The sequence below is a fragment of the Pontibacter populi genome, assembly GCF_019336435.1.
GTDB lineage: Bacteria > Bacteroidota > Bacteroidia > Cytophagales > Hymenobacteraceae > Pontibacter > Pontibacter humidus.
The window spans coordinates 745,732-772,644 of record NZ_JAHWXQ010000001.1 but is presented as its reverse complement, the minus strand read 5'-3'; the positions used below and the strand labels follow the sequence as shown (position 1 = coordinate 772,644).

25 protein-coding genes are annotated in these 26,913 nt (G+C 45.2%); 18 read left to right on the top strand and 7 right to left on the bottom strand.

Annotated features, from left to right (window positions below; all coding sequences use genetic code 11):
• Positions 1–162 precede the first annotated feature (162 nt).
• The 16 genes from secA to KYK27_RS03130 all read left to right on the top strand — a co-directional run bounded on the left by secA (position 163) and on the right by KYK27_RS03130 (position 17,602).
• A complete protein-coding gene (gene secA, locus KYK27_RS03205; RefSeq protein ID WP_199108604.1) occupies positions 163–3,537 on the top strand; it encodes a preprotein translocase subunit SecA in 3,375 nt (1,124 codons plus the stop codon).
• 104 nt (positions 3,538–3,641) lie between these two features.
• Positions 3,642–4,307 carry a deoxyribose-phosphate aldolase gene (gene deoC, locus KYK27_RS03200; protein WP_199108603.1) on the top strand — a complete coding sequence of 222 codons (666 nt, stop codon included), beginning with the start codon at positions 3,642–3,644 and terminating at the stop codon, positions 4,305–4,307.
• A complete protein-coding gene (locus KYK27_RS03195) occupies positions 4,291–4,797 on the top strand; it encodes a sporulation protein (protein WP_199108602.1) in 507 nt (168 codons plus the stop codon). Before deoC ends, KYK27_RS03195 begins: the two co-directional genes overlap by 17 nt.
• A gap of 241 nt (positions 4,798–5,038) precedes the next feature.
• Positions 5,039–6,226 carry a M20 family metallopeptidase gene (locus tag KYK27_RS03190; RefSeq protein ID WP_199108601.1) on the top strand — a complete coding sequence of 396 codons (1,188 nt, stop codon included), beginning with the start codon at positions 5,039–5,041 and terminating at the stop codon, positions 6,224–6,226.
• A 9-nt stretch (positions 6,227–6,235) separates the two neighbouring features.
• A complete protein-coding gene (locus KYK27_RS03185; protein WP_199108600.1) occupies positions 6,236–6,784 on the top strand; it encodes a hypothetical protein in 549 nt (182 codons plus the stop codon).
• Positions 6,785–6,791: 7 nt separating this feature from the next.
• On the top strand, positions 6,792–7,586 hold the full coding sequence (locus tag KYK27_RS03180; protein ID WP_199108599.1) for a DUF2490 domain-containing protein: 795 nt from the start codon (positions 6,792–6,794) through the stop codon (positions 7,584–7,586).
• Positions 7,587–7,751: 165 nt separating this feature from the next.
• Positions 7,752–8,267, top strand: a complete 516-nt coding sequence (locus tag KYK27_RS03175; protein ID WP_199108598.1) for an Hsp20/alpha crystallin family protein — start codon at positions 7,752–7,754, stop codon at positions 8,265–8,267.
• A 185-nt stretch (positions 8,268–8,452) separates the two neighbouring features.
• Positions 8,453–9,970 carry a Do family serine endopeptidase gene (locus tag KYK27_RS03170; RefSeq protein ID WP_199108597.1) on the top strand — a complete coding sequence of 506 codons (1,518 nt, stop codon included), beginning with the start codon at positions 8,453–8,455 and terminating at the stop codon, positions 9,968–9,970.
• A 159-nt stretch (positions 9,971–10,129) separates the two neighbouring features.
• Positions 10,130–11,707 carry an aldehyde dehydrogenase family protein gene (locus KYK27_RS03165; protein ID WP_199108596.1) on the top strand — a complete coding sequence of 526 codons (1,578 nt, stop codon included), beginning with the start codon at positions 10,130–10,132 and terminating at the stop codon, positions 11,705–11,707.
• A 290-nt stretch (positions 11,708–11,997) separates the two neighbouring features.
• Positions 11,998–12,558 carry an RNA polymerase sigma factor gene (locus KYK27_RS03160; protein ID WP_199108595.1) on the top strand — a complete coding sequence of 187 codons (561 nt, stop codon included), beginning with the start codon at positions 11,998–12,000 and terminating at the stop codon, positions 12,556–12,558.
• 20 nt (positions 12,559–12,578) lie between these two features.
• Entirely contained in the window at positions 12,579–13,214 is a 636-nt protein-coding gene (locus KYK27_RS03155; protein ID WP_199108594.1) for a hypothetical protein, read from the top strand.
• Positions 13,207–14,298, top strand: a complete 1,092-nt coding sequence (locus KYK27_RS03150) for a DUF4097 family beta strand repeat-containing protein (RefSeq protein WP_199108593.1) — start codon at positions 13,207–13,209, stop codon at positions 14,296–14,298. The genes KYK27_RS03155 and KYK27_RS03150 overlap by 8 nt, the downstream gene beginning before the upstream one ends.
• Before the next feature lie 105 nt (positions 14,299–14,403).
• Positions 14,404–14,826: a RidA family protein gene (locus tag KYK27_RS03145; protein ID WP_199108592.1), complete on the top strand. Its 423-nt coding sequence runs from the start codon at positions 14,404–14,406 to the stop codon at positions 14,824–14,826.
• A 3-nt stretch (positions 14,827–14,829) separates the two neighbouring features.
• Positions 14,830–16,641, top strand: coding sequence for a MutS-related protein (locus KYK27_RS03140; RefSeq protein ID WP_199108591.1), 1,812 nt, complete (start codon positions 14,830–14,832; stop codon positions 16,639–16,641).
• Positions 16,642–16,772: 131 nt separating this feature from the next.
• The gene (locus KYK27_RS03135) at positions 16,773–17,015 is read left to right on the top strand and encodes a hypothetical protein (protein ID WP_199108590.1); all 243 of its coding nucleotides are present in this window, start codon (positions 16,773–16,775) and stop codon (positions 17,013–17,015) included.
• 50 nt (positions 17,016–17,065) lie between these two features.
• On the top strand, positions 17,066–17,602 hold the full coding sequence (locus tag KYK27_RS03130; protein ID WP_199108589.1) for a hypothetical protein: 537 nt from the start codon (positions 17,066–17,068) through the stop codon (positions 17,600–17,602).
• Between the two features lie 121 nt (positions 17,603–17,723).
• On the opposite strand, the gene tsf is transcribed toward KYK27_RS03130, so the two are convergent.
• From tsf to KYK27_RS03095, 7 genes are all read right to left on the bottom strand, one after another.
• On the bottom strand, positions 17,724–18,560 hold the full coding sequence (tsf, locus tag KYK27_RS03125) for a translation elongation factor Ts (protein ID WP_199108588.1): 837 nt from the start codon (positions 18,558–18,560) through the stop codon (positions 17,724–17,726).
• Between the two features lie 164 nt (positions 18,561–18,724).
• Entirely contained in the window at positions 18,725–19,492 is a 768-nt protein-coding gene (gene rpsB / locus KYK27_RS03120) for a 30S ribosomal protein S2 (protein ID WP_199108587.1), read from the bottom strand.
• Between the two features lie 21 nt (positions 19,493–19,513).
• Positions 19,514–19,900 carry a 30S ribosomal protein S9 gene (gene rpsI, locus KYK27_RS03115; RefSeq protein ID WP_162427663.1) on the bottom strand — a complete coding sequence of 129 codons (387 nt, stop codon included), beginning with the start codon at positions 19,898–19,900 and terminating at the stop codon, positions 19,514–19,516.
• Positions 19,901–19,906: 6 nt separating this feature from the next.
• Positions 19,907–20,356 (bottom strand): 50S ribosomal protein L13, encoded by a 450-nt coding sequence (gene rplM / locus KYK27_RS03110; protein ID WP_199108586.1) that lies wholly within the window; start codon positions 20,354–20,356, stop codon positions 19,907–19,909.
• A 288-nt stretch (positions 20,357–20,644) separates the two neighbouring features.
• Positions 20,645–21,877 (bottom strand): TlpA family protein disulfide reductase, encoded by a 1,233-nt coding sequence (locus KYK27_RS03105; protein ID WP_199108585.1) that lies wholly within the window; start codon positions 21,875–21,877, stop codon positions 20,645–20,647.
• A 9-nt stretch (positions 21,878–21,886) separates the two neighbouring features.
• The gene (locus KYK27_RS03100) at positions 21,887–23,896 is read right to left on the bottom strand and encodes a M56 family metallopeptidase (RefSeq protein WP_199108584.1); all 2,010 of its coding nucleotides are present in this window, start codon (positions 23,894–23,896) and stop codon (positions 21,887–21,889) included.
• Positions 23,897–23,898: 2 nt separating this feature from the next.
• A complete protein-coding gene (locus tag KYK27_RS03095) occupies positions 23,899–24,264 on the bottom strand; it encodes a BlaI/MecI/CopY family transcriptional regulator (RefSeq protein WP_199108583.1) in 366 nt (121 codons plus the stop codon).
• Between the two features lie 378 nt (positions 24,265–24,642).
• Here KYK27_RS03095 and KYK27_RS03090 point away from each other — a divergent pair, with 378 nt between their 5' ends.
• Positions 24,643–25,866 carry an ABC transporter permease gene (locus tag KYK27_RS03090; protein ID WP_199108582.1) on the top strand — a complete coding sequence of 408 codons (1,224 nt, stop codon included), beginning with the start codon at positions 24,643–24,645 and terminating at the stop codon, positions 25,864–25,866.
• Positions 25,867–25,918: 52 nt separating this feature from the next.
• Positions 25,919–26,899 (top strand): NAD(P)H-quinone oxidoreductase, encoded by a 981-nt coding sequence (locus tag KYK27_RS03085; protein WP_199108581.1) that lies wholly within the window; start codon positions 25,919–25,921, stop codon positions 26,897–26,899.
• Positions 26,900–26,913: the final 14 nt, after the last annotated feature.

Below are 26,913 nucleotides of genomic sequence, written 5' to 3'. Positions count from 1 at the left end.
TATAGATAGTAAAACCCTTATACTTTTCCGGTAAATATGGCAGATAACCTATGTGGGTATTTTTATGGTATTGTTTTAGTACAGACATTCGATATGTCAGAAAAACAGCTTATTTTTGACATATTGTAAGCAAAGAATTTCATTTAAGAACAACCGACACAGATGTTTGATTTTTTCGGTAAAACCGTTGCGAAACTATTCGGAACCAAGTCCGACAAAGATATAAAAGAGGTATTACCTTATGTATCTAAGGTTAATGAGGAGTACGCAAAATTAACTAACCTTACGGATGACCAGCTGCGCCATAAAACAGTTGAGATAAGAGGGATAATTAACGAGCGACTGAAATCTATTGACGACAAAATTGCAGCCCTGCACAAGCGTGTGGCTGACGAGCCGGAACTGAACATTGTTCAGAAAGAAGCTATTTTCTCGGAGATAGATGAGCTGGAAAAGCAACGCAACAAAGACCTGGAAGTAGTGCTGATGGAAGTGCTGCCTGTTGGCTTTGCTGTAGTGAAAGAAACTGCCCGCCGCTGGAAAGAGAACGGCCAGCTGGTAGTTACCGCTAACGACATGGACCGTGCCCTGGCTGCCCGTAAACCAAACGTACAACTGGATGGCGATAAAGCGATCTGGGCGAACAAATGGGAAGCTGCCGGCAACGAGATAACCTGGGAAATGCTGCATTACGATGTACAGCTGATAGGTGGTATAGTGCTGCACCAGGGTAAAATTGCCGAGATGGCGACAGGTGAAGGTAAAACATTGGTAGCAACACTGCCAGCTTACCTGAATGCACTATCCGGCCGTGGCGTGCACGTAGTAACCGTTAACGATTACCTTGCCCGTCGTGACTCTGAGTGGATGGCGCCTTTGTTCGAGTTCCATGGCATTACCATCGACTGTATAGACAAGCACCAGCCAAACTCTGAAGCCCGCCGCAACGCTTACAAAGCAGATATTACTTACGGTACAAACAACGAGTTCGGCTTCGACTACCTTCGCGATAACATGAGCCGTGAGCCACAGGACCTGGTACAGCGCAAGCACCATTACGCCATGGTCGATGAGGTTGACTCTGTATTGATTGACGATGCCCGTACGCCATTAATCATTTCCGGCCCGGTGCCGCGTGGCGATGAGCACGAGTTCCATATCCTGAAGCCACGCATTTCGATGCTGGTAGAGGCGCAACGTAAAGTTGTAAATAACTTCCTGACAGAAGCCAAGCGCCTTATTAAGGAAGGTAATGATAAAGAAGGCGGACTTGCCCTTTTCAGAGCGTATCGTGGTCTGCCTAAGAGCAAGCCTTTGATCAAGTTCCTGAGCGAGACAGGTAACCGTGCCATTATGCAGAAAGTAGAGAACCACTACCTGCAGGATAACTCCCGTATGATGCCGGAAGCCGATGAGCCGCTATACTTTACAATTGATGAGAAGCATAACCAGATAGAGCTGACCGAACAAGGCGTAGACCTGATCACAGGCCAGGGTGAAGATCCAAACTTCTTCATTATGCCGGACATCGGTACAGAGATCGCTAACCTGGAGAACGATAAATCGCTTTCTCACGAAGAACTACTGCAGGCTAAAGAGCACCTGATCGCAGATTTCCAGGAGAAATCGAAGCGTATCCATACTATAAACCAGTTACTGAAGGCTTATACGCTGTTCGAAAAGGACACTGAGTATATCGTTACACCAGATAACAAGGTAAAGATTGTAGATGAGCAGACAGGTCGTGTAATGGAAGGCCGTCGTTATTCTGACGGTTTGCACCAGGCCATTGAAGCGAAAGAGAACGTGAAGGTAGAAGATGCCACACAGACTTACGCTACGGTTACGCTGCAGAACTACTTCCGTATGTACCACAAACTGTCTGGTATGACGGGTACTGCCGAAACAGAAGCAGGCGAGTTCTGGGATATCTACAAACTGGACGTGGTAGTAATTCCTACTAACCGGGTAATCTCAAGAAAAGATGAGCACGACAAAGTTTACAAAACTGTTCGTGAGAAATATAATGCAGTTGCTGACGAAATTGTTGCGCTAACAGAAGCTGGTCGCCCGGTACTGGTAGGTACAACTTCCGTTGAAATTTCGGAGTTACTGAGCCGTATGCTTACGCTGCGTAAGATTAAGCACCAGGTACTGAACGCTAAAATGCACCAGAAAGAAGCCGAAATTGTGGCTGAAGCTGGTAAGCCAAGCACCGTAACTATAGCTACCAACATGGCTGGTCGTGGTACCGACATTAAGCTGGCACCAGAATCTAAAGCTGCCGGTGGTCTGGCCATTATCGGTACAGAGCGCCACGAGTCGCGCCGTGTAGACCGCCAGTTGCGTGGTCGTGCAGGTCGCCAGGGTGACCCGGGTTCTTCGCAGTTCTTTGTATCACTGGAAGATAACCTGATGCGTTTGTTCGGTTCTGACAGAATTGCCCGCCTGATGGACCGCATGGGTCTGGAAGAAGGTGAAGTAATTCAGCACTCGATGATCACAAACTCAATTGAGCGTGCGCAGAAGAAAGTAGAAGAGAACAACTTCGGACAGCGTAAGCGTTTGCTAGAATACGATGACGTGATGAACGCACAGCGTGAAGTGGTTTACAAACGCCGCAGAAACGCCCTTTACGGCGAGCGCCTGGAACTGGATATCTGGAACATGATCTATGATATCAGTGAAGATGTGATCGTGAGCTATAAGAACATCAGCGATTACGAAAACTTCCAGTTGCATGTATTGCGTGTGTTTGGTATCGAGTCTGCTATCACAGAAAACGAGTTCAAGTCCGGACAGGCTAACCTGTTGGTGGAGCGTTTATACAACGAGGCACTAAACCATTACCTGGCCCGTAACAAGCAGGTTGCTGACCACGCATACCCGATCATTTCAGACATCCATGCAAACCGTGGACCGATGATTGAGAACGTAGCGGTACCATTTACGGATGGCAAACGCCAGCTTGCGGCAGTTGCTAACCTGACCAAAACGTACGAGTCGCATGGCATGGAGCTGCTCCGTGCTATGGAGAAACTGATTACACTGGGAACTATAGACCAAGCCTGGACAGACCACCTGCGCCAGATGGACGACCTGAAGCAAAGTGTGCAGAATGCGGTTTACGAACAGAAAGATCCGTTGTTGATCTATAAGTTTGAGTCGTTTGAGCTGTTTAAGCGCATGATCGGTAAGGTGAACGAAGAAACTATAGCGTTCCTTTTCCATGCATTTATACCGGTGCAGGCACCAGAGCAGGTTCAGCAGCCGGTTAGGCCGCCAATGGCTCCAAAGCCACCGGTACTAAAAGAGCAGAAACAGGAAGTGCATTCATCGCTTGAGAACCAGTCTGGCCACACATCTATGCCAGCTCCGGAGCCTGAAAAGATTATGCCGGTACACTCACAAAAAGTAGCCGGACGTAACGACCGCGTAAGCGTACAGTATACGGATGGCCGTGTAGTGAAGGACGTTAAATACAAAACCGTAGAAGACGACCTGCTGCATAACCGCTGTATAATAATTGAAGACTAAAAATGCTGCAGCCACTAACCTAAATTAGTGGCTGCTTTATGTTTATTTAAATCTGAAGAGGCCTTAAGCGTCAGTCTTTCGGCCTTTGTTTAACGTCTAACACTATGGCAGGAAATCTTGCTTCTTATATAGACCACACCATACTAAAACCTGACGCAACCGAAGCACAGGTATTACAACTATGCGATGAGGCCCGTAACTATAGTTTTGCAGCTGTTTGTATACCGCCTTGCTATGTTGCTGCCTCAAAAGAGCGCCTGGCCGGCTCTGGTGTAAAAGTGGCGACAGTAGTTGGTTTTCCGTTGGGTTACAACCACCCAAAAGTTAAGTTCCTGGAAACGCACCAGGCTATTGCTGACGGCGCAGATGAAATAGATGTGGTGATCAACATTTCAGCTTTTAAGTCTGGTAAGTTCAGCGATGTAGAAAATGAACTGAGCGAACTGGCTAAGTTTTGCCATTTAAAAGAAGCAGAACTGAAAGTGATTATTGAAACAGCGCTGCTTACAGAGGAAGAAATTGTAAAGGCCTGCGAGCTTTGTGTAAACGCAGGTGTGGATTACGTGAAAACCTCGACAGGCTTTGCGGCAAAAGGTGCAACGGTAGAACATATAGAGCTGATGCGCCGCGTACTGCCTTCTCACATTAAAATTAAAGCGGCCGGCGGCATCAGAACATTCGAAGATGCGCAGGCGTTAATCAAGGCGGGCGCCGACAGGTTAGGTTGCTCTGCCAGTATCCAAATTGTTTCCCATGAACAGAATCGTTAGTTTTTTACTCTCGCTAACTATAGTTATTGCATCAGGCTGTGCGTCATCGTCGGCAAAAAGCTCTTCGGATAAAGCTGTAAAGTCTGGTGGCAAAGATAAAGTAGTGGAAGACCTGAGTGTTTACCGCCCGACTTATCCGGCTGCTGAAACTGCCACAACTACAGCACGCGTAGAACCCACACACCACGTAAACGACAAAGTTGCCGTGCTGATGGACACTGTAGCGAGCGTAAATAAGAACATAAAGTACGCCCAGGGGTACAGAATTCTGGCTTATAATGGTTCTGAAAGACAAACAGTGATGGACCTTCGTAAGTCTATTGCAAGACGGGTGCCTGAAGTAAAAGATTACCTGACCTACAATCAGCCAAATTTCAGGCTAAAGGTTGGCGATTTTTTCAGCAGGTTAGAAGCGCAGCAGGTACTTAACCAGATTTCAGACCTGATCCCTAATGCGCAGATTGTGCAGGAACAGATCAATATCAAGTAAGAATTACTTTATAAACTATAAATGAAACGTTGCAGCCACTCAGGTTCGCAACGTTTTTTATTTTTGCTACCTTTAGTAGAAGGAATCTAATTATGGCGCGAGCGTCCACGCTCGTGACGAACTATAGTTGGGCCTCTGGCCTAGTCGGATTACAAATCCGAGTCAGCAAAAGGTAAGAAGAATTCCCCTCTCGGGAGGGGCAAGGGGTGGGTTTGTACTTTCCCGACATCAAACAGAACACATGAACAAAGCAGATAAAATAAAAGAACTGGCAAAAACCTATGCGCCTGACACAGTGCAGGTGCGCCGCCATATACACGCCAATCCGGAACTCAGTTTTGAAGAGTATAACACAGCAGCTTATGTAAAACAGACGCTGGGAAGCTATGGTATAGTTGCTGAAACTATGGCAGAAACGGGTTTAGTTGCTTTGATAAAAGGGAAGAACCCTGAGAAAAAAACAATAGCCTTACGCGCCGATCTGGATGCCCTGCCTATAGTTGAAGCCAATGAAGTAGACTATAGATCGAAGAACGAGGGAGTGATGCATGCCTGTGGCCACGATGTGCACACAGCGTCGTTGCTGGGAGCCGCGCGTATTTTGCAGGAACTGCGTGAGGAGTTTGAAGGAACTATAAAGCTGGTATTTCAGCCGGGCGAAGAGAAATTTCCGGGTGGTGCTTCTATCATGATAAAAGAAGGCGTGTTGCAGAACCCGGCGCCGGAAGGTATTATCGGGCAGCATGTGTTTCCGTTGTTGCCAACTGGTAAAGTGGGCTTCAGGTCAGGAATGTATATGGCCAGCGCTGATGAGATCTATATCACTGTTAAAGGCAAAGGCGGTCATGCGGCCATGCCCGAAATGAACATTGATCCAGTACTTATTTCAGCACATCTTATAGTTGCGTTGCAGCAGATCGTGAGCCGCCACGCCAGCCCGAAAACCCCGACAGTGCTATCGTTTGGGAAGATAGAAGCAAAAGGTGCTACTAACGTAATTCCGAATGAGGTGAAGATAGAAGGCACTTTCCGGACGATGAACGAAGTATGGCGAAAAGAGGCGCATCAGAAAATAAAGAAACTGGCCGAAAGCCTTTGCGAGAGTATGGGTGGCAGCTGCGAGATTGATATTAAAAACGGCTATCCGTTCCTGCAAAACGACCCTGAATTAACTGGCAGAACACGTGCAGCTGCTGAACTATATTTAGGCGAAGAGAACGTTGTGGATCTTGACTTATGGATGGGGGCGGAAGATTTTGCGTACTACTCGCAGGAAGTACCAGCTTGCTTTTACCGCCTGGGTACCCGCAACGAAGCCCGAGGTATTATATCAGGCGTGCATACGCCAACGTTTGATATTGATGAAACTGCCTTGGAAACAAGTATTGGCCTGATGGCTTTCGTGGCTCTGCAGGAGTTGAAGTCTTAAACTATAAGTATGAAAAAGCTGCTGGTTTTAAGTGTATGTATGTTGCTGCTTGCGTGTACTTCAAAAGAACGTAAGGAAGAAACGAAAGCGCAGAAGGTAATAAGCCGCAACATTATAAAGCAAACGGAAACGCAACATGCTTTCTCTGACCCGGCAACCAAAGACACATTTATAGTTACACTGGAAGGCGATTCAGTACAGACAGCAAACGTAACTTTTGAGATCCGTAGCAGCAAAGGTGAGCTTTTGTACCAGGAAAAGTTTGATGCCATCGACCTGATAAATTATGACCTGCCGGAAAATGCAAGTCCGGCAGAATGGGATAGTTTTATCCTGAACCGCATCGACACCTTCTTTGACGAAAAGAATTTTGCAACTCCAGCTATACATTCGGGAATGGAATTTGACCCTTACTATGCAGATAAAGCTGCCTGGGATGATATAAAAAGTGACTCGAACAGTATTGGCTTTTACTACCTTTTAGGTAAAGAAGATGGGCGCTGGATAGCTTATTCCAAAGCGTTACAAAAAGTGGTTATGTACTTTAATTGCTGCTAAAACCCGGATGAAAAAACAACTCCTCATACTCCTGTTTCTGTTGCCGCTGCTAACGCAGGCACAAAGTAAACTTACATTGCCAACTACGCTTTGGCCGGAACTACAACTGAGCGCCGGGATAGGAGATGAAGGCATGCTGTTTCTGCAGAATCAATACCACATTAACACCGACAGCCGCTACAACGACCTCGACGACTCCGGGGTGCTAAGCAACTTTGAGCGCATTGAATTTAGCCTGGGCTATGAACATACCTTTTCGGAGCACTGGCGCGGCGGCGCTATAGTTCGTTATGCCGCTGAGAACTTTCCAGAAGCGTTTTTCCTGTCGCCGTTTATCAGGCATAATGGTAACATGAAAGGCTTATACTTTAACAAGCAACTACTATTTGAGTATGTAATTCAGGACGAAATGGAAGCATTTGGCAACTTCAGGCTGACTGGTGAACTGGGCAAGCGACTGCCGTTAAAGAACAAATTTATAACTCCATCTCTGAGCTACGAGGCGCTGCTTGTTTCTGAATTCGGGAAAGAAGAAGATGAAAACGAGGAGAAACGTTTTGTAGACCGCACCCGCCTGCGCCTGAGCCTGAACTATGAGCTTACCGAAAAGCTACGCATTAACCCTTACTTTATGCGACAGACAGATCGCTACTACGTCATGGTGCCACCCGAATACGATGAAGACGGACAACTGCTGCAGGAGGGTTATACTACGAAACGTAACCGCATCATACCTGTAGTTGGCCTGGAGATTAAATATACTCTAAACCGCACACCGCAAACTGCCAGTATTACTTACTAGTGGTCGGTTAACTGCAAAATAGTCAGGTAGTTAAGTTTACTGTTAGTTTAAATTGTGACAATCTTTCAGGAAACTTAAGGATTATTCTGTTGGCACATTTTTTACTGTCCTATAGTTGTAAATAGCTTAAAGAACTATAAAACAAACTATAAAAAGGAGGTAACTATGGCACTTAACAGGTATACAGGCATGGAAAACAACATGCCTCAGTCGTTCAGTTCTATGTTAGACAGATTCTTTAATGAGTCTGTAAACTCAAAAGGTTTAAGCAGCTTTACACCGCACGTAGATGCCTGCGAAACCCAGAATGGCTATGAAATTGAAGTAGCGCTGCCGGGTATCCGAAAAGAAGATGTAAGCATTGATTTTCAGGAAGGTAGACTAACTATAACAGGAGAGCGCAGATTTGAGAAGAGCGAAGGTGATGGCCGCCGTTACCAGATGCTGGAAACACAGTACGGTACTTTTAACCGCACCTTCTACCTGCCAGACAACGTGAATCCTGATAAGATAAAAGCCCGAATGGAAAATGGCATATTGATGGTGACTGTTCCGAAAGATGAGCATAAGACCATGAAGCGCCAGATCACCATAGCATCGGAAGATGACCGGGATGAGGCTACAACTATAAAACCTAAAAAGGCTAAAACTACAGAGAACGGTAAAGCTGTAGAAGCCTGATAAAGAACTATCAACAAAAAAGAGGCTAAAAAACTTTGGCCTCTTTTTTGTTGTTTATAACTTAGGTAACATGCTTCGCCAAGCGCCGCATACTACCGTATACTACAATAGCGTTATTACTATATAATATAGTCATACCTATATATTAATCTAAAACTATATTAACCTAAAACCTTATTCTGTACATGAAGACTAAACAGTTTATCGTTGGCCTCACACTTTCTGCTTTATTGGGTGGTGGTGTTGCGGTAGGTAGCTATAAGCTGCTGGAAGACGACAATCAACAAAATACAAGTCAGGAAGACACCCGGTACCCGAACGTTCGCTACACGAGCGAGATGCGCAGCAGCACCAATTCGGTACCCGAAGGACTTAACTTTATTAAAGCTGCGCAGGTATCAACACCAGCTGTAGTACACGTTATGACGGAGTACAGCGTCCGTTCATCAGAAAACTATAGCAGCCCGATGGATCCGTTTTTACGCGAGTTCTTTGGTGATGGCTTTGGTGAGCGTGTGCCCCGCGGCCCGCAAATGGGTTCTGGCTCCGGTGTAATTGTTGCCTCCAATGGCTACATCGTTACCAATAACCACGTAATCGATAGGGCTGATAAGATTGAAGTAGTGCTGGACGATAAGCGTAAGTTTGAAGCCACCCTTGTTGGTACTGACCCGAATACAGACTTGGCCCTGCTTAAAATAAACGCTGATAAATTACCGGTTGTCCGTTATGGTAACTCCGACGACCTGCAGGTAGGCGAGTGGGTACTGGCCGTTGGTAACCCAATGAACCTGACCTCTACGGTAACAGCTGGTATAGTTAGCGCCAAAGGCCGTAACATTAATATACTGCGCACTAACCAGCGCGAAATGGCTCAGAATGGGGTGGATATGACCATCGAGTCGTTTATACAGACAGATGCCGCCGTAAACCCTGGTAACTCTGGTGGCGCACTCGTAAACCTGAACGGTGACCTGGTAGGTATCAATACTGCCATTGCTTCCCAAACAGGTTCTTTTGCCGGTTATTCGTTTGCGGTGCCATCTGCTATAGTTAGTAAAGTAGTAGATGATCTCCTGAAATATGGTGAAGTACAACGCGCATTGCTTGGAGCAAACATTCAGGAAATTGATGCAGCACTGGCGAAAGAAAAAGGCCTGAAAACGCTGAATGGTGTTTACATTGCTAAAGTAACAGAGAACAGCGGCGCTAAAGAAGCTGGTTTGCAGGAAGGCGACATCATCACGGCCATCAATGGCGTGGATGTTAACAAATCGTCGCAGTTACTGGAGCAGGTGGCCCGTTACCGCCCTGGCGATAAAGTAAAAGTACAGTACCTGCGTAATGGTAAGGAGAAATCAGCGAATGTAACGCTGAAGAACCTGAACTCCAGCACAGAAATTACCAAACGTGCCGTTGCCAAAGCAGTAACATTTGATGGCGCTACATTTGAGCCGGTAACAAAGCAGGAAATGAACAAACTGGGTATAGATGGCGGAGCCAAAATATCTGGTGTTCGTAACAGCAAGTTCCGCGAAACAGGTATTAAAGATGGCTTTATCATCACCAGAATTGATAAATACCCTGTAAACGAGCCGACTGATGTAGAAAAGCACCTGAAAAGCTTTGAAGGCGGTGTAGTTTACATTGAAGGTGTATATCCGGATGGTCTGAAAGCTTACTACCCGATCGGTAAAGGTTAAGAAACCGTTAACAATACCAATAGAAAGCTTCTGCAGCCTTGCAGAAGCTTTTTTATTTTTTAGCTTTGTATAAAGACCCTCTTTTTAAATCAGAACTATAAATCAAAGTCTTTCCATCATCAATGGAGAGCTTATTATAAAACCACAAAGTAAAGTCTTATGAAACAAGCCATAGATGAAATGCCGCTAAAACAGGAATTAGCCGATGTGCTGCACCAGTTAGGCATAAAAGAAATTAACCCTGCCTATAGCACCGGCCTTGAGTGGGGCGGTAAAGAAGGCCGAACCACACGCGATATTCTTTCGCCGGCAGATGGTAGCCTGATTGCAACAGTGAACATGGCAACTGCCGAGGATTATGATCAGGTGGTAACCACAGCGCAGCAGGCTTTTAAAACCTGGCGAACCATGCCGTCACCAAAGCGTGGCGAAATTGTGCGCCAGATAGGAGATAAACTGCGCGAGCACAAGGAAGCACTGGGCAAACTGGTGAGCTACGAAATGGGTAAAATTTTGCAGGAAGGCTTAGGCGAAGTGCAGGAAATGATCGATATCTGCGATTTTGCAGTTGGTCTGTCGCGCCAATTACATGGTTATACCATGCATTCAGAGCGTCCGCAGCACCGCATGTACGAGCAATACCACCCGCTTGGTATAGTTGGTATCATCTCAGCATTTAACTTCCCGGTGGCGGTTTGGAGCTGGAATGCCATGCTTGGTGGCGTTTGCGGCGACGTGATGATCTGGAAGCCATCTGAAAAAGCGCCATTAGCAGCTATAGCCTGCCAAAACATTATCAGAGAAGTGTTAGCTGAAAACGATCTGCCGGAAGGTGTTTTTAACGTGATCATCGGCGATGCTGAAATTGGCAGTTTAATGGCAAATGATACCAGAATACCTTTGGTTTCGGCTACAGGCTCTACCCGTATGGGCAAGAAAGTTGGCGAAGCTGTAGGAGCACGTTTAGGTAAATCGTTACTGGAGCTTGGTGGTAACAACGCCATTATTCTTACTGAGAACGCCGACCTGGAAATGGCGCTGAATGCAATCGTATTTGGTGCGGTTGGTACCTGCGGTCAGCGTTGTACCTCTACCCGTCGCCTTATCATCCACGAAAACATCTATAACCAGGTAAAAGACCGCCTGCTTAAAATTTATCCGAAATTACCGATCGGCCATCCGCTGGATAGCACGACGCTGGTGGGGCCGCTTATCGATAAAGATGCAGTGAATGCCTTTACCAAAGCACTGGAAGCAGTGAAGAAAGAAGGTGGCAACATACTTACAGGTGGCGAGATATTGTCAGGTGCCGGTTACGAAACAGGAACCTATGTAACGCCAGCTATAGTGGAGGCCGAGAACCATTACGAAATGGTACAGGAAGAAACCTTTGCGCCGATTCTTTACCTGATCAAATACAGCGGCGACGTGGAGAATGCGATCGAGTTACAGAATGGCGTGAAGCAGGGCTTGTCTTCTTCTATCTTCTCAACTAACTTACTGGAAACAGAGGCATTTTTAGCACACTGGGGATCTGACTGTGGTATTGCCAACGTAAACATTGGTACATCGGGTGCTGAGATTGGTGGGGCTTTTGGTGGTGAGAAAGATACAGGTGGTGGCCGCGAGTCTGGTTCTGATGCCTGGAGAATTTACATGCGCCGCCAAACCAACACGATAAACTATAGCCGCGAACTGCCATTGGCACAAGGTATCAAATTTGATATAATGGACTAACTATAGCCTGATTTATAGTGTAAGAATCCGCCAACGAAAAAAGCGACTTAAAATATGTAAAGCCAGCCCTGCTACAGGGCTGGCTTTTTTGTGAATACCGTGCTGCAAGGTGGTAAACTATAGGTAGCGCCGGGGCAACGGGGAAATATCAGGAAAAATTTTGCAACTTGATGCAACCCCCGGTAAATGCTTTTGTCTTTAGTGTGGAAGTAGGGAGAAAGCAATGAAGGAGGGAAGGCGGCAAAGCCATGGATGACGTAACAAAAACAGAATAGCTAAACTGGAGTAACTTGGAGACATCTACTTATCAGGACGTAAACCAGCATATAGTGGAACGGTGCAAGGGTGGCGACAACCGGGCACAGTACGAACTATACAAGCTATACTCCAAGGCCATGTTTAACGTGAGCATGCGCATCATTAACGATTACGCCGAAGCTGAAGATGTACTTCAGGAAGCCTTCATCAGCGCTTTTAAAAACCTACATGCCTATAAGTCTGAAGCCTCGTTCGGGAGCTGGCTAAAAAAGATAGTGGTTAATGCCTCTATCAATGCCATCCGGAAGCGCCGTGCAGAGTTGGTGCCCATGGATGAACGTGTAGCCGCCGAAGTAGCTGACGACATAACTGAAGACAATGACACAGAATGGCAGGTGGAAAACGTGCGCCGCGCCATACAACGATTGCCAGATGGGTACCGGGTTGTGCTGAGCTTATACTTGCTGGAAGGTTACGACCACGCCGAGATAGGAGAGATACTGAACGTTTCGGAATCTACTTCTAAATCGCAGTACAGCAGAGCCCGGAAAAAACTACTGGAGATTATGAGTGCGCCACATTTTGCGGCCTGATAAAACAAACAAAAACAAAAATGAAAGATAGACTGAAAGATTTTGTAGGCGAGCATCGGGATGATTTCGATGTATACGAGCCGCGGCCGGAGCTTTGGCAGGAGATCTGTCAGGAGATTTCGGCAAAACCCAAAGAGACAACCAAAGTAATTAAGTTCAGCTTTGGTGAAAGCTTCAGTTTTAGTGGCAATATGGCTTTTATGCGTGTAGCTGCGGCTATTTTACTGCTTATTGGTTGCGGCCTTACGCTGTGGGTAACCAAGGAGCGTACAGCCGAGGGCAACTATACGATTGCCGCCGTAAATCAACCTGCAATTAATAAAATAGCCCCTGAACTGGTAGAAGTAGAAGCCTACTATACCAGTCAGCTGAAAGACAAACGCGAAGAACTGAGCGAGTACGACATGAAAGTGCTCGGCTTGGATGAGAAACGCGATATAGACCGTGAAATAGCCCGCCTCGACAGCAGCTACATCCAACTTAAACAGCAATTACTAACAAGTCCTAACTCTGATAAAGTGATGAACGCCATGATCCAGAACCTGCAGCTACGGATCGAAGTGCTGAATCGCCAGCTGGAAGTGCTCCAGAAAATTGAGAAACTCCAAAAACAAACAACAACCGAAGAACCTTTAAGCAATGAAACTAATGTATAGATCTTTACGCTGCCTGGCTGTTATGCTTGTAATGGCACCTGCTATGGTACTCGGTCGCCAAGCGCCGGAAGTACCATCCCAACCTACACCCCCGGCTGCGCCATGCCCTAATGGCGCTGTAGCTATAGTTATCCCGAATGTAAGAACTATAGTTGTACCTCATATTCAGCCTGATGTTAGAATACAACCCGCAGCCGGTGTTAAGTACGATGCCGAAAAGCGCAAGACCTTCGAGAAAACCTATAAGGTTAATAGTTCTGATATACTGAACATCAGCAATAGGTTCGGTCGTGTGCATGTAAATACCTGGAACAAAAATGAGATTAAGGTGAAGGTAGATATGATTGCCCGTGCCGGATCTGAAAGTAAGGTAAACGAAATGCTGAACCGCATGAACGTAGAAGAAGGGAGAGAAGGAAATACGATCTTATTGAGAACAGTCTACGATCAGTCGCGCATGTCGGGCCCAAGCTCATCAGAGATAAACTATACCATTTATATGCCCGAAGCTAACGCCTTAACTGTAGAGAATAAGTATGGCGATGTGTACCTGGCAGCCCTGAAAGGTAAGGTAAATGTTGATGTGAAATACGGCAACTTTAAAAGCGAGCGTATGGCCAACGCAGAGAATAACCTTAAACTAACGTATGGTTCTGGTAGCTGCGGCTATATAAACGGCGGAAACCTGCAGGTAGCTTACTTTAATATGAATGTGGCTGAAGCAAAAGAGCTGAAGGGTTTTAGCAAATACAGCGAACTAACTATAGGCAAGCTGGGTGAAGAGATAAACATGGATATGAAATATGGTTCGTTCCGGATAAATAATATCAGCAGCGGTATCCGTAACATCAGGCTGGCAAGCACCTACATCCCGATTTCGCTGAACTTTGCCGATAATTCTGCCTTTAATTTTGATGTAAATGTGCAGTATGGTGACTTTAAGGTTAACAAAGACCTGGTTAATCTTACCTCTATAGAAAAGGACTATACCTCTGCGGACTATAAAGGTCGGTTTGGCACAGCTTCGCCTAAAGCAGCTGTTTCTATCACCTCCAAGTATGGCGATGTTAGGTTTACCCAATAGATTTACCTGTTTGTGTAATGTTGTTTTGTTATAGTTTAGAGCCGGCCAAGCGCCGGCTCTTTGCGTTTAGGTAGGGTATAATAGCCACATTGCTTATATTTGACTATGGCAAATCAAAACGAGATACTTAATTCATCAAAAGCCCCGGAACCTGTCGGGCTATATCCGCATGCCTGCAAAGTAGGCAACCTGTTATTCCTGTCTGGCGTTGGCCCCCGCGAGCGTGGCACTAAAAAGATACCTGGCGTAGAGCTCGATGAAGCCGGTAACATTACCTCTTATGATATCGAGACTCAATGTCGGTCTGTGTTTCAGAATGTAAAATATATTTTAGAAGATGCCGGCTCCAGCTGGGATAAACTGGTTGATGTTACCGTATTCCTGACGAACATGAAAGCTGACTTTGCGACTTATAACCGCATTTACGCTGAGTATTTTAAGGATAACCAACCCTGCCGCACTACGGTAGAGATCAGCAGCCTGCCAACACCAATTGCTATTGAACTGAAGTGTATCGCTACTATCTAACACATGCAGCATAATCCATCAGAGATCTATAGTTCCCGGGCAACCGATTTTAAGCAACAGGAAACTATAGCCGCAGGCAAGGCATCTCGAGTGTCGTGGTTGCGCGTGTTCCTGTTTGTGGCCGGCGCTGCAGCAGCTTACCATTTCTTTAGTACCGGTAACAACTTGCTGGGCGCCCTGGCTATAGTTGTCGGGTATATGCTTTTTGTAGTTGTCATGCGCTGGCACACCCGCCTGGAGTATCAGCGACAACACCTGAGCTTACTCCACGAACTTAACCACGAAGAACTGGACCGCCTGAAAGGTAACATCAGTAAACTCGAAAGCGGACGCGAATTTACAGATGATCATCACCCGTATACCTCTGACCTCGATATTTTTGGGTCAAACTCACTTTTTCAGCTTATAAACCGGTCTGTTACAACTATAGGCAAAGCAAAGCTGGCCGCCTGGCTGCAACACAGAGCATCTAAAACGGAGATTTTACACCGTCAGGAGGCTTTGGCTGAGCTTGCCGGCACTACTGCTATAGATTGGCTGCAAAACCTGCTGGCAACACCACGACACTATAAGCACATACAGGAAAGTAAGGCGGATTTCTTTGCCTGGCTACAGGAGAACCGCTTCTACAGCAAACACACCTACCTGAAGCCCCTGATTTTTATAGTTCCTATAGTTACGCTGGTGGCTATAGTTGCGTGGTTTTATGGTTACTCCGGTTATCCAGCTGTTGGCTTATTGGTAGTGCAATCACTGCTGGCTTACCGGTTTCGGGTAGAGCGGGATGCATTTTACGACAACAGCATTGCTATTTACGAAGCCATGCAGAGCTATACCCAGCAGCTGCAGCATATTGAACAACACCAGTTCCATGCCCCGATGCTCGTTGATTTACAAAAGCAGCTGCACGTAGGTAACGTAAGGGCATCCGTAGCATTAGGCAAACTGGCTACCATCATCGATTTCTTTTCGTACAGGCTGAGCACGCTCATGGCCTTTTTCCTGAACACGATCCTGATGTGGGATTTCCTGTGGATGTACCGGCTGGAGAACTGGCGTGACCGTTACTTGGAGCAGGTAAAAGGCTCTTTGGATGTGCTGGCCAATTTCGAAACTATAGCCAGCATAGCTGCGCACCAGTACGCGAACCCTACACATGCCATCCCGGAGATCAGCGACGTTCCTTTTGAATTTACAGCGGAGCAACTGGCGCACCCGCTTATTTTTGTATCAGAGCGCATTGCTAATAGTTTTTCGATGCAGGGAGTAGGGCACACTATTATAGTTACCGGCTCTAACATGTCTGGCAAAACTACTTTCCTGCGGACAGTAGGTATTAATATGGTGCTGGCTTTTGCCGGTGCGCCGGTCTGTGCCCGCAGCTTGCGCGTTGCTCCTGCTCAGGTGTATACAGCCATGCGCACTGTAGATAATCTTGCTGAAAGTACATCTTCTTTTTATGCCGAACTGAAACGCCTGCGTATACTGCTGAATATGACGGAACAGGGCGAACCAGTCTTTTATCTGCTGGATGAGATACTGAAAGGCACCAACTCCCGTGACAGACATTTAGGCGCGATGGCATTGATCAGGCAATTGCATAACCGCTATAGTTCCGGCATGATCTCGACGCACGACCTGGAACTTGGCGAGATGGAAGAAGAACTAAAAGGTAGTGTAGAGAACTATAGTTTCAATAGCACAATAGAAGGCGATAAAATTCTCTTCGATTATAAACTGCAGCGCGGCATTTGCGGTAGCTTTAACGCCAGCAAGCTTATGCAGTTGATGGGCATTGCTATTAACGAAGAGTAACTATAGACAAAGGATATTTAGACAAAAGACAAAAGAGTGAATTTTAATTCCCCTCCTCGGAGGGGTAGGGGTGGGTTATTCTTGTCCCGATTTAAACATTAACATAACTAACTAAACAGCACATATAAACTATGAGAGTAGTAGCAGACATCCCAAACCCACATGTAAAGATCACCTTACATTCTTATAACGGAAAGTATATCCTGAAACTGGAGAAAGCTAACCTGGAGCAGCTCTATAAAATTGAAGAAACCGAAGTAAATGGTGACGAAGGTGCTATCGCCTTACTGGACGATGAATTTATTGAAGCTGTGGTAAACCGCTTCGTTGATATGCGCGATGCGTTTGTGAGTACAGTGAGAAGGAATGGGTAAGTTCGCTTACGTTATTACGTTTATCTGCTAGTTGGTGGTAATAGAAAAGTATGACTGAACCTTCCCACAACATTATATCTGAAAGAGCAATGGACTTACTCAATGAAGGAAAGCCATTATCGGACTTATATGTAGAAGGGGAAGTAAAAATAGAGATTAGTGACGTTTGGGATAAGGATGTAGTGATTGAAAACTGCATAATTGAAAGCTTTTCTGGAAGTGTTAGCCAGTTTAAATCGCCTGTTAAACTTCTAAATTCTAGATTTAAGAACTGTCAGTTTGTGTTTACTTATTTTTTGGGTGGTTTAATTATTGAAAACTGCACTTTTGATAATTACCTTGACTTCCAAGCTGGTGGACATAATCAATTAGGAAGCTCTATAATTATTAAAAATAGCGAATTTCATGATTTTGTTAATTTCTTTGATTGTTGGTATGAAGGGCCAGTGACTATAAATGGGAATAATTTTCAAAAGGGAACAAACTTAATGAGTAAGGAACAACTACTCACCTTTGATGTTCCTCCACAGATTTCTAACAATCAAGGAAGCCTAAACATTGAAAGTGAGTTTGCCATTAAAGAATAAAAATTTCTTCCACCAACAAAACCTATAGTGCATAAACGCACCATAGCAGAGACGTTAAAAGTAGCCATAAAAAAAGCCCGCTTTATCAGCGGGCTTTTTTATTTATATGCTTTGGGGCTAATTAACCACCGATAGCTACACGCTTAAAGTTAGTAACTGTTAAGCCTTTGCTGGTCTTCTCAAGAAGCTGAGAAATTGTTAAAGAAGAATCTTTAACGAACTCCTGGTTAAGCAGCGTGCTTTCTTTGTAGAACTTGTTCAGTTTACCCTGAGCAATTTTCTCAAGCATGGCTTCTGGCTTACCTTCCTGACGTGCCTGATCTTTACCGATCTCGATCTCACGCTCTACAGTAGCTGCATCAACACCGTCTTTATCCAACGCGATTGGCTTCATAGCCGCGATCTGCATAGCGATATCTTTACCAACTTCAGTTACATCAGTACCGTTTGTATTGTTAAGGCCAACAAGTACACCTAATTTACCATTAGAGTGGTTGTAAGCTACAACTTTCTCAGCAGTGATAGTCTCGTAAGATGCTACATCAATTTTCTCACCGATCTTACCCATCAGGTCAGTGATGTGATCCTGAAGAGAACGGCCATCAGCCTGTGGCGTAGCAAGTAATTCTTCTTTAGAAGTAGCGTTCGTAGAAACAGCTGCCTCTAAAACTGCCTGTGCAAGGTTTCTGAAGTCTTCTACCTTAGATACCGGCTCAGTTTCGCAGGCAATAGCAACAACTTTACCTGTTGTGCCATCAGCAGTAACCTGAGTTAATACAATACCTTCAGAAGTTTCGTTGTCAGCACGTTTGCTGGCAATTTTTTGTCCCTGCTTGCGCAGAATATCTTTAGCTGCTTCAAAGTCGCCGTTTGCTTCTGTAAGCGCTTTTTTGCAGTCCATCATACCAGCACCAGTTTCCTGGCGAAGTCTGTTAACGTCTTGTGCTGTAATAGCCATGATTTTTATAATTATGAATTACGAATTAATAATTAAGAATTTCTGTAGCAGGGGAGGCGTATGGTTTAACATAAGTTATACATCCCCCAACCCCTAAAACAAACTGAACATTGAAGCAGCTTGCCCAATGTTCAGTTTGATATGGTTGCAATATGAACAAGTTCTTATTGCTCGTCAGCTTCTTGTTTAGCCTTGATGCCTTCGTCTTCAGAACGCTTGCGCTCTGTTTCTTCTTTGTCAACCTTACGCTCAGAAAGACCTTCTTCAATCGCTTTACCCATGATAGAAACGATCAGGGAAATTGATTTTGAAGCATCATCGTTCGCAGGAATTGGGAAGTCTACTGACTCAGGGTTTGAGTTAGTATCGCAGATAGCGAAAACAGGCAGGTTAAGCTTGTGTGCTTCTTTAACTGCGATGTGCTCACGCTTTACGTCAACGATGAAAAGAGCAGCTGGTAGACGAGATAAATCTGCGATACCACCAAGTACACGCTCCAGTTTCTCACGCTCACGAGATAGCATAAGCTTCTCACGCTTCGCGATAGCTGCATAAGCCGTGTTGTCTTTCATCATCTTATCGATGGTTGACATTTTCTTAAGAGACTTACGCACAGTAGCGAAGTTAGTAAGCATACCGCCTAACCAACGATCGGTAACGTAAGGCATTTTAAGACGCTTTGCTTCTTCCGCAACGATGTCCTGCGCTTGCTTTTTAGTAGCTACGAACATGATCTTACGGCCAGACTTAGCGATGTTCTTGATAGCTGTAGTAGCTTCATCAAGCGCAACTAACGTCTTGTTAAGGTCAATAATGTGGATGCCGTTCTTCTCCATGAAGATATACGGAGCCATTTTCGGATCCCACTTTCTGGTAAGGTGTCCAAAGTGTACACCAGCTTCCAGTAATTCTTTATAATTAGTACTTGCCATGTTGTTGATACACCTTTAATATTAACGTTTGCTGAACTGGAATGAACGACGTGCTTTACGCTTACCGAACTTCTTACGCTCTACCATACGAGGGTCACGGGTTACGAAACCTTCTTTACGCAGAACTGACTTAGTCTCGGCGTTCTCAACTACCAGGGCTTTAGAGATAGCAAGTCTTAGTGCCTCAGCCTGGCCGCTTACACCACCACCTTTTAAATTAGCAGTAACATCGTACTTGCCAATCAGATCTAAGGTTTGAAACGGCTGATTTACTATAGTTTGCAGTACTTCGTTAGGGAAGTACGCCTTGATATCCTTACCGTTAATAGTGATATTCCCTTGCCCGGCCGTCATATAGATACGTGCCACCGAGGTTTTTCTTCTACCGGATGTATTGATAACTTCCATTAATTATTAGATGTTGAAGGTTAATTCTTTAGGCTGCTGAGCTGCAAATGGATGCTCGCTACCTGCAAAAACATGAAGATTACGGAATAGCTCGCGACCTAGTGGGCCTTTAGGCAACATGCCACGAACTGCGCGCTCTACGAGCAGCGTTGATGATTTAGCCTTTAGCTCACGTGGAGAAATTCTTCTCTGACCACCTGGATAACCAGTGTGTGACAGGTAGTATTTCTGATCCCACTTGCGACCTGTGAAACGAGTGTCATCAGCATTGATAACGATCACGTTGTCACCGCAGTCAGCGTTTGGCGTGTACGAAGGCTTGTTCTTGCCTTTCAGGATCTTGGCGATTTCAGACGCCACGCGACCCAAGCTTCCTTGCCCTGCATCAACAATCACCCAGCCTTTGTTGGCTGTCTTCTTGCTGACATTTAGGGTCTTATAACTTAAATGATCCATTTTTGGTGGTAGTAAGCGATTTATTTATTGATAACTATTTTTCTTTCGGAAATTCGAAAATGGTCACAAAGATAGTAAGTCTTTATTTTATATGCAACAGCACTTTATAAAATACCGATAATCAGTAGAATAGCTTTTGTGAACTATAGCCCGCATCTATGGTTTACACTTACCACACAGTAGGTTATAGGTAAAGGTACAACTATAAAAACAGAACAGCACGTAAGTTTATAGTGCTGTTCTGCGACAAACTATAGGTTATGTTTTATAGATGAATTCTGGATGCCTTTACTCTTTTAGTAGTTTCTGAATCTCTTTAGCCAGTGTTTCTATATTAGCCTCTCCGTAACCTACAGAAACATATCTGATCACGCCATTCTTATCTATCAGGAAATTCTGGGGGATGCCGCCCGTAGCATACTGCCTCCAGATTACTTCATCGCGGTCAACTCCTACAGGAAAGCCGATACCTTTTTTCTTCAGGTCCGCCATCTTCTTCGCTACTGTTTCTTTCGTTTCTCCCCTTGAGATGGGCAGCAGTACAAAGTCATTATCTTTGTTGGGTTCAATTATCTTAGAAGGGAAGTCATAAAACTCCAACAGGCACGGAGCGCACCAGGTAGCCCAGAAATTGATCAGCACCACTTTCCCCTTTAACTTAGACAGCTTTATGGTTGTGCCATCCAGCATGTTCAGGTTAAAGTCTTTTGCTGTATCGTTTACTTTTAAAACTACTTCCTCCTTATCTCCAGGCTTACTTTTGCTGGTCTGAGTATTGACCTTGTATTCTCCCGAGTAGCTGGAGTAATGCCAGGAATCCACTAAAGGTGTAGCGGGCGCAAAATCTATAGCTGTAAAGCGGGTTTTGATAAAATCATTATTCAGGCTGTTGCGCTGTAGTACCTCCACCGGGAAGTAGTTCGTCGGGTCTATCAGCAGTTGGTATCGTATAGTTACGCCTGCCAGTTCTCTATACCCACTGACATTATTCATGGCTTTATCCTTTAACTCAAAGCTGATAGCGTGATAGTTGTTGCCGTTAAGCGTAGTATCAGTTATAGTCTTGGAAACGGCGTTGTCCTTAAGTATCTGAGGCAGCATGTGGCGCAATGTAACCGGAGAGTTATATAAGAACGATGCATGCTGAACACTGTTCAGTGTTGGTTTCCTGTCTATAATTGCTGCTTTGCTTTTCTTGTTGAGGATGAATATTTCTGATCCATTATTGACCTGAAAATGCTGCTCATCATCTGCTTGGTACCGGAAGCCTAAGTTGTTATCAGTTGGTGTAAATTCGAGATAGGTGTCTACTACCAGTTCATGAAAATAATCCTCCGACGCGTAATTCAGCTCTCTTTTATATTGGTAGCTGATAGCCGTCAGTTCGCTGAGCCTTTTACTTACCTGTGCTAAAATTCTGGAGTTGGTGTCTCGGGTAGGTGTGGCTGTAATAACCTCCTGATTTGAACTATAAACCAGGAGGTTAAGAAGCAAATAGACCGGAAGGTATGAAAGCATCATAAGTTATGCTTAGTTGGCTATTGCCAAAACCTTTACACTCTCAATTTTAGTCCCGTTTAGCTCTGCGAAAACATCTATTCCTTCGCCTTTGCTGTTTTTAGTGAATAGGATAAGATTATCAACAGGTGGTTCACCAGCTTTTTGCCTCTCATAAAGCACTTTCCTGATCTGTGCGGCTGTGCCGTTCAGAGTGTCTATTTGAGCATATGAGTTTCTTTTTACAGGCCTGGTTGCAGATGTCTCCCTTTTATCTATAGTGGATTTGGCCTTCACAGGCGGTGGTGGTAGTGCAGGATATTTTTGCTGGAATTCCTGAACCTGTCTGGAGTCTTTGTTCTTCGTAGTTATGATCGAGACCACACCCTTAGCTGCACTCTTTCCAAATACTTTTTCGGCGCTTTCCTTTTTGTATACATTGATACTATGGATCTGATCAGGATCTAACTTTTTATAGTTACCGAGTTTGTCTTCCAGGCCATCTATATAATAAGTTACGCCATCAGATAGATCCACTTCCAGTTTGTTTTCCTGTTTAACAGGAGGAGGCGGCGCAGGAAGCTGCTCATTGGCTGGCACCGGTGGTGGCGGAGCCGGAAGCTTGGGCAACTGGCCATACTTTGCTTCTACTGCTGGTATGTGTGGGTTCTGGTTAAAATCATAGGTTTCTACTTTGCCATTCTTAAGGTAGATAACTATAGACTCTAAGTTAAAATCAATTTTGTCGCTAAACTTCCAGCCTAACTGCTTTACCTGTGGGTTACGTTTCAGAAATGCCTTATAGTCGGCTGGCAAGTTGTTTTTATAGTATGAAACATCTTCTATAGTAAATATATAAGGTACTTCATCTTCTGCAACCGGTGGCGCAGGAGGTGCATCTGGAGCATTTGGTGCTGGTGGAGGTGGAGGTGGAAGTTCAGGTAAACCATATTTGCGCTCCAGTTCAGCTATACTTGCTTCTTCGGCAAGGTAATATACTTCAGTGCCGCCGCCTTTCAGGCTTATAATAACCGCTTTTTTACCGTCAATAACCCGGCCGCGTACATTTTTTATGGCAACGTTTTTCTTCAAATGTTCTGCAAGTTCTTTTGGAAGTATCTTGTCGTTGTTCTGCTGCAGTATTTCAGTTTCTGTATTGTTGGTTATAGCTTCAATTTCGGATGCAGCGCTCCGGAAGGCAACCAGCAACACGGCAACAAGGGGCAAGGCAATCAGCAACCTGAGCCGACTCACTTTTGGGGTAGGCATTTTGTTCATCATGGCAATTCTTCTTTTTAGTGATGGAAAATTGAATTGATTGGCAATCTGAGGTTGCGTGGCGCCTACAACTTTCAGTAAAAGGTATTGATATTCTTTTTTATCTATTCCGGCATCTACCACCTGTTGGTCGGCAATAAACTCCAGGTTTTCTTTCACAGCTTTTTTCATGAGCCACGCGCCCGGGTTAAACCAGTAGAACACGGTGCTCAGTTCGGCCAGCAGCACATCTATAGTATGCCAGCCGGTAATATGTATCAGTTCGTGGTGTAATATCTGTTCCAGTTCGTCGCGCTTGTGCTGCTCCGGGTTAATGTAAATCGTTTGCCAGAAAGAGAAGGCCTGGCTTATAGTTGTAACCTGCCTGAAACCGATGCTTTTGTAGTTGGCAGGTTCCGACACTTTATGAATTTTGTAGAGCGATATAAACTGAACTATAAACCGCATCAGCATAACTATAACTCCTACCCAGAAAAGGTATACCGGAAGCTGCCAGTAATCGAAGGTTGGGGTTTGCGTTATAGTTTGTCCGGTTAGGGCCCAGGCTGGTATAGTTACAAGGTAGGCATTGGCAATTGGCTGGTTGCCTGCAAACAGCTCCGATAAGTCTATAAGTGGGTGCATCGTAGAGAACACAATCCCAAACACCAGGAAAAGCCGGTTAAGGTGGTAGAATGTGAGCCTGCGGAGCGCAACATGATAAGCCAGGTAAAACAGTACCAGCGCCACATTTACTTTAAGTAAGTATAAAAGCAGTTCAGGCATGGCTACTCGGTTTTTTTGTTCTCGATCATGTTAATAATCTCCTTTAGCTCTTCGGCGCTTATTTTCTTGTCCTGGGCGAAAAAGGCCACCAGCTCTTTGTAAGAGTTTTTAAAGTAATCGCCCACAAAGCTTTTCATGAAGCGCTTTTTATAGTCTTCGGCTTTTATTAGGGGCATGTAGCGGTAAGTATTACCCAGTTTCTCGCTCTCCAGGAAGCCTTTTTTCTCTAAGTTTTTAACCGTAGATGCCAGCGTGGTATAAGGTGGCTTTGGCTCAGGCATTTGTTCCAGAAAATCTTTGATGAAACCGCCGCCGGTTTCCCAGATAGTTAACATTGCCTCTTCTTCTTGTTGGGTAAGCTTTTCCATAGTATTACGATGTTTTCGTATAGTTACGAAATGTTCGTAATAAAAGCTACGAAAGTTTCGTAATTATTTTAGTATGTTGATCTTTAGGGAGTAGAGTGGGGTTTTAGGGTGAAATAATTTTGAAGCTAATGTGGGAGAGTAGCCCAAGTGTGTTTATAGTTGAAAAATCTGTACCTTATCTGGCCAATCGCTACGAAGCCAACTATAATTATTAAACCAGGATTGCGATTTTAAATTTAGGCAGATGTACTAACCCACCCCTGCCCCTCCTAGGAGAGGAATCAGGCTTTTACAGAAATTCCCTCTGGGTAGGGGCTTTCTTGCAAGGGAGAGGGGTATTATCTGTGTTAAAGCTGACTTCTTCTCAACTATAAATCCATGCTCAAAAAGATACTCAACTCATTCGCGCTGGCGCTTCATAACATCCGCACCAGGTTGTTTCATACCTTGCTGTCAATACTTGGCATTGTAATAGGTGTTGGGGCTTTGGTTACCGTGCTCTCGCTGATAGATGGCATGGAGAAGTTTGCCCGCGACCAGATAACGACTACCACATCGCTGAAGGCCGTAATGGTGCAGAACGAAACTTATAAGCGTGTAAACAATGTGCGTCTGCAGAAAGAAAGTTACGGCTACCTGAACTATGAGCGCTTTAGGGCTTTTGATGAAGCCATGACTATTCCGGCCACAGGGTACATACAATTTATTCAAAACAGCGAAGTACTGTTGCCGGACAGCAGCAAGGTGGGAGCTACAGTGCAGGGCATAAACGCTGTGCATCCTACAGCTGCAACTATAAAAACCGGCAGATTATTCTCACCTGAAGAAGTTGCTGCTAGTGCTTCTGTTGCTTTTGTAAATGATGTGTTCGCTAAGCAGGCAGCAGGTAAAGATTCGGTGCAAACTATAGTTGGCCAAACTATAACTTATAAAGATAAAGAGGTAAAAGTAATCGGGGTGCTACAGCCCAGAAAGCAGGAGAGTCCAGAAGTTTACCTTCCCATTAGCTTGTTTACAGATGAAGAGCTAAAAGCCGATCCGCCGCGTGTTATTTTTGAAGTGGACAACGTGGAGCAGGTGCAGGCTTTTAAGCAAGATGTCGAACAATGGCTGAAAACGAATGTCGCCAAAGACAGTACTGATTTTAGAGTGATGACCAACGAAGGCAGGGTAGAACAGGCCGCTAAAGGCTTTTTATTGTTCCGGGTGATCATGGGTATGATTGTAGGCATTTCGGTTATAGTTGGTGGTATCGGCGTGATGAATGTGTTGCTGATATCAGTTACCGAACGAACCGTAGAAATTGGTGTGCGCAAAGCTATGGGAGCCAAAAAACGCGATATCCTGATGCAGTTCCTGGCCGAGTCGGTAACTGTATCGTTGTTCGGTAGTTTCCTGGGGTTAGTGCTGGGCGTGCTTGCTACGCTGGGTATTGTGCCTATCGTTAAAGCCCTGACCGATGTGCCATTCCAGGCCGCTTATACCCTCGATACATTCGTAGTTATAACTATAGTTGCCATTGTTATCGGTATCGTGTTCGGAACGTACCCTGCCATGCGGGCCGCAAAACTTAACCCCGTAGAAGCTATCCGAAGAGAATAAAAACAAGCTACTGAAAACTATAGTAGGTAAGTATACATCATCCCAGAAAACTATGAAAGCCATACTTGTAAAACAACCCGGCGGACCCGAACAACTTATAGTTGGCGACTACGAAAAGCCATTGCCTGGCCCTTACGAGCTGCTGGTAAAAGTACACGCCACCGCCTTGAACCGCGCCGATACCCTGCAGCGACAAGGCAAATATCCGCCACCCAAGGGTGCCAGCCCTTTACTTGGGTTAGAGATAGCTGGCATGGTAGAAGAAGCTGGTTTTAACTGTACAAAGTATCAGAAAGGCGATAAGGTCTTCGGGTTGCTTTCCGGCGGTGGCTATGCGGAGTATGCTGTCATTAACGAAGAAATGGCAATGCCCATTCCGGAGAACCTGAGCTTTGAAGAAGCAGCTGCTATACCCGAAGTATTTTTAACAGCCTGGCAGGCGCTGGTATGGCTGGGCAAACTACGCCACGGCGAGCGCGTGCTGATCCATGCAGGTGCCAGTGGTGTTGGTACGGCTGCCATACAGCTCGCCCGCGCACTTAAAGCCGAAGTATTGGTAACTGCCTCGGAAGGGAAACTGCATGCCTGCAAAGAACTGGGCGCACACAAAGCCATTAACTATAAAGAAGTACCGTTTGAGGATGAAGTGCTGGCCTATACCAACAGTGAAGGGGTGGATGTTATACTTGATTTTATAGCAGGCCCATACTTTAACCAGAACCTTGATTGCCTGCGCCTGGATGGTCGTTTGGTGATACTCGCCAGCTTAGGTGGCGGAAAAGTATCGGAAGTAGACCTGCGCAAGATATTAACCAAACGCCTGCAGGTAATGGGCTCCACGCTCCGTTCGCGGACCAAAGCCTACCAGCAGGAACTCACAAAAGACCTCTCCCAGATTGCCCTGCCACTTTTTAAAGAAGAGAAGCTAAAACCGGTAATAGACTCCGTTTATAGTTGGGAAGATGTTGCCGAAGCCCACCGCTACATGGAGCAGAATAAGAACGTTGGGAAGATTGTATTGCGGGTTGGTTAGTTAAAAAAGGACAA

Coding starts and splice junctions, on each gene's coding strand:
- rplM (WP_199108586.1), bottom strand. CDS start 20,356: ATGGATCATTTAAGTTATAAGACCCTAAATGTCAGCAAGAAGACAGCC.
- KYK27_RS03195 (WP_199108602.1), top strand. CDS start 4,291: ATGAACAGAATCGTTAGTTTTTTACTCTCGCTAACTATAGTTATTGCA.
- KYK27_RS03190 (WP_199108601.1), top strand. CDS start 5,039: ATGAACAAAGCAGATAAAATAAAAGAACTGGCAAAAACCTATGCGCCT.
- KYK27_RS03100 (WP_199108584.1), bottom strand. CDS start 23,896: ATGCCTGAACTGCTTTTATACTTACTTAAAGTAAATGTGGCGCTGGTA.
- secA (WP_199108604.1), top strand. CDS start 163: ATGTTTGATTTTTTCGGTAAAACCGTTGCGAAACTATTCGGAACCAAG.
- KYK27_RS03150 (WP_199108593.1), top strand. CDS start 13,207: ATGTATAGATCTTTACGCTGCCTGGCTGTTATGCTTGTAATGGCACCT.
- deoC (WP_199108603.1), top strand. CDS start 3,642: ATGGCAGGAAATCTTGCTTCTTATATAGACCACACCATACTAAAACCT.
- KYK27_RS03145 (WP_199108592.1), top strand. CDS start 14,404: ATGGCAAATCAAAACGAGATACTTAATTCATCAAAAGCCCCGGAACCT.
- tsf (WP_199108588.1), bottom strand. CDS start 18,560: ATGGCTATTACAGCACAAGACGTTAACAGACTTCGCCAGGAAACTGGT.
- rpsI (WP_162427663.1), bottom strand. CDS start 19,900: ATGGAAGTTATCAATACATCCGGTAGAAGAAAAACCTCGGTGGCACGT.
- KYK27_RS03180 (WP_199108599.1), top strand. CDS start 6,792: ATGAAAAAACAACTCCTCATACTCCTGTTTCTGTTGCCGCTGCTAACG.
- KYK27_RS03090 (WP_199108582.1), top strand. CDS start 24,643: ATGCTCAAAAAGATACTCAACTCATTCGCGCTGGCGCTTCATAACATC.
- KYK27_RS03185 (WP_199108600.1), top strand. CDS start 6,236: ATGAAAAAGCTGCTGGTTTTAAGTGTATGTATGTTGCTGCTTGCGTGT.
- KYK27_RS03170 (WP_199108597.1), top strand. CDS start 8,453: ATGAAGACTAAACAGTTTATCGTTGGCCTCACACTTTCTGCTTTATTG.
- KYK27_RS03135 (WP_199108590.1), top strand. CDS start 16,773: ATGAGAGTAGTAGCAGACATCCCAAACCCACATGTAAAGATCACCTTA.
- rpsB (WP_199108587.1), bottom strand. CDS start 19,492: ATGGCAAGTACTAATTATAAAGAATTACTGGAAGCTGGTGTACACTTT.
- KYK27_RS03175 (WP_199108598.1), top strand. CDS start 7,752: ATGGCACTTAACAGGTATACAGGCATGGAAAACAACATGCCTCAGTCG.
- KYK27_RS03155 (WP_199108594.1), top strand. CDS start 12,579: ATGAAAGATAGACTGAAAGATTTTGTAGGCGAGCATCGGGATGATTTC.
- KYK27_RS03130 (WP_199108589.1), top strand. CDS start 17,066: ATGACTGAACCTTCCCACAACATTATATCTGAAAGAGCAATGGACTTA.
- KYK27_RS03105 (WP_199108585.1), bottom strand. CDS start 21,877: ATGATGCTTTCATACCTTCCGGTCTATTTGCTTCTTAACCTCCTGGTT.
- KYK27_RS03165 (WP_199108596.1), top strand. CDS start 10,130: ATGAAACAAGCCATAGATGAAATGCCGCTAAAACAGGAATTAGCCGAT.
- KYK27_RS03095 (WP_199108583.1), bottom strand. CDS start 24,264: ATGGAAAAGCTTACCCAACAAGAAGAAGAGGCAATGTTAACTATCTGG.
- KYK27_RS03085 (WP_199108581.1), top strand. CDS start 25,919: ATGAAAGCCATACTTGTAAAACAACCCGGCGGACCCGAACAACTTATA.
- KYK27_RS03140 (WP_199108591.1), top strand. CDS start 14,830: ATGCAGCATAATCCATCAGAGATCTATAGTTCCCGGGCAACCGATTTT.